We start from the raw sequence: 2,185 nt of genomic DNA, 5'->3' as shown, positions 1-2,185 counted from the left end.
CTGGCGCAGTTCGTCGACGGCCGGCCGGTTGCAGGCATTCGCGACGTGCTATCCCTGATCACCAATCCGAGGCTCGCATGGCTGTGGCTGACGCGGCCCTCGGCGCAGCTCGACGGCCGCGTCCCGATCGACTTGCTGCGGCAGGATCAGGTGGACGAGGTCGTCGAGGCCGCGCGCGTATTCGCGCCGGGCTGAACGCCTCGCGGACTCACCGCTGAGGCCAGCCCCTCAAGTCCCCGCCGTGTACGCCGCGATCGCCGCCATGTTGACGATATCGCTGTCCTTGGCATTCAGCGACACGATCTGAACCGGCTTGTTCAGGCCGACCAGCAGCGGCCCGATCACCGTCGAGCCGCCGAGTTCCTGCAACATCTTGGTCGAAATCGAGGCCGAGTGGAACGCCGGCATGATCAGCACATTGGCCGGGCCGGTCAGGCGGATGAACGGATATTGCGCCATGGCGCGGGCGTTGAGGGCGACGTCGGCGGCCATTTCGCCGTCATATTCGAAATCGACGCGGCGCTTGTCGAGGATGCGCACGGCTTCCTGGACGCGCTCGGAGCGTTCGCCCTGCGGATGGCCAAAGGTGGAATAGGCGAGCATGGCGAGCCTCGGCTCATAACCCATGCGGCGGGCAAAGCCTGCCGCCTCCTCGGCGATGTCGGCGATCTGCTCGGCGTTCGGCATATCGTGCACGGCGGTGTCGGCGACCAGCACGGTCTTGCCCCGCGCCAGCACGATCGAGACGCCGATGACGCGGTGGCCGGGCTTGGCATCGATGACGCGGCGGATGTCGTCGAGCGCGGTCGAATAGTTGCGGGTGACGCCGGTGACGATGCCGTCGGCGTCACCCAGCGCCACCATGCAGGCGGCAAAGTGGTTGCGATCGTTGTTGATCAGCCGCTGGCAGTCGCGAAACAGGAAGCCTTTGCGCTGCATGCGCTCGTAGAGGTAGTCGGTGTAGATGCCGTTGCGGCGCGACAGCCTTGCATTGATGATCTCGATGCCTTGCTTGTTGAGATCGATGCCGGCGTGCTTGGCGTTTTCCTTGATGACGTCGTCGCGGCCGAGCAGGATGGCGGTGCCGAGCTTCTGGTTCACATAGGAGACGGCGGCGCGCATGACCTGTTCCTCCTCGCCCTCGGCGAAGACGATGCGCTTGGGCTGGCGGCGCACGCGGTCGTAGATGCGCTGCAGGGTCGAGGCGATCGGGTCGCGGCGGGCCGACAGTTCCTGCGCGTAACGGTCGAGGTCAAGGATCGGCTTGCGGGCGACGCCTGAATCCATCGCCGCCTTGGCGACCGCAATCGGAATGGCCGAGATCAGGCGCGGGTCGAACGGCACCGGGATGATGTAGTTGGGGCCGAATTTCGGCCGATTACCCTGATAGGCGGCGGCGACGTCGTCGGGCACGTCCTGGCGCGCCAGTGCCGCCAGCGCCTGGGCGGCGGCGATCTTCATGTCGTCATTGATGGTGGTTGCCCTGACATCCAGCGCGCCGCGGAAGATATAGGGGAAGCCGAGCACGTTGTTGACCTGGTTCGGATAGTCCGAACGGCCGGTGGCCATGATGGCGTCGGTGCGGATCTCGGCCACTTCCTCCGGCGTGATTTCCGGATCGGGATTGGCCATGGCGAAGATGATCGGGTTCTTGGCCATCGACTGCACCATGGCGGTGGTCAGCGCGCCCTTGGCGGAGAGGCCGAGGAAGACGTCGGCGCCGTCGAGCGCCTCGGCGAGGCTGCGCGCCTCGGTCTTCACCGCATGCGCCGACTTCCACTGGTTCATGCCTTCGGTGCGGCCCTGGAAAACCACGCCCTTGGTGTCGCATAGGATGATGTTTTCCGGCGAAAAGCCCATCGCCTTCATCAGCTCGATGCAGGCGATGCCGGCGGCGCCGGCGCCGTTGCAGACCATTTTCGTGGTCTTCATGTCACGGCCGGTGATCTCCAGCGCGTTGATCAGGCCGGCGGCGGAGATGATCGCGGTGCCGTGCTGGTCGTCATGGAAGACCGGGATGTCCATCAATTCGCGCAGCCGCTGCTCGATGATGAAGCATTCCGGCGCCTTGATGTCCTCGAGATTGATGCCGCCGAAGGAGGGCCCGAGGAAACGCACGCAGTTGATGAACTCGTCGGCGTCCTCGGTGTCGACCTCGAGGTCGATGGAATCGACATCGGCGAAG

Annotated in this window: 1 protein-coding gene and 1 pseudogene; one reads left to right on the top strand and one right to left on the bottom strand. The window is 65.2% G+C overall.

Going from position 1 to position 2,185, the window contains the following annotated elements:
• Positions 1-195, top strand: a pseudogene (locus EN994_RS28285) (antitoxin Xre/MbcA/ParS toxin-binding domain-containing protein); the annotation flags it as partial.
• A 33-nt stretch (positions 196-228) separates the two neighbouring features.
• Here EN994_RS28285 and EN994_RS28280 read toward each other — a convergent pair.
• Positions 229-2,185 (bottom strand): NADP-dependent malic enzyme (locus tag EN994_RS28280; protein ID WP_164746278.1); only part of this gene is annotated, 1,957 nt, incomplete at its 5' end.

This window comes from Mesorhizobium sp. M7A.F.Ca.CA.002.09.1.1 (genome assembly GCF_003998555.1).
GTDB lineage: Bacteria > Pseudomonadota > Alphaproteobacteria > Rhizobiales > Rhizobiaceae > Mesorhizobium > Mesorhizobium ciceri.
Note: the sequence above shows the minus strand (reverse complement) of the source record. Positions and strands in the feature narration are given on the sequence as shown.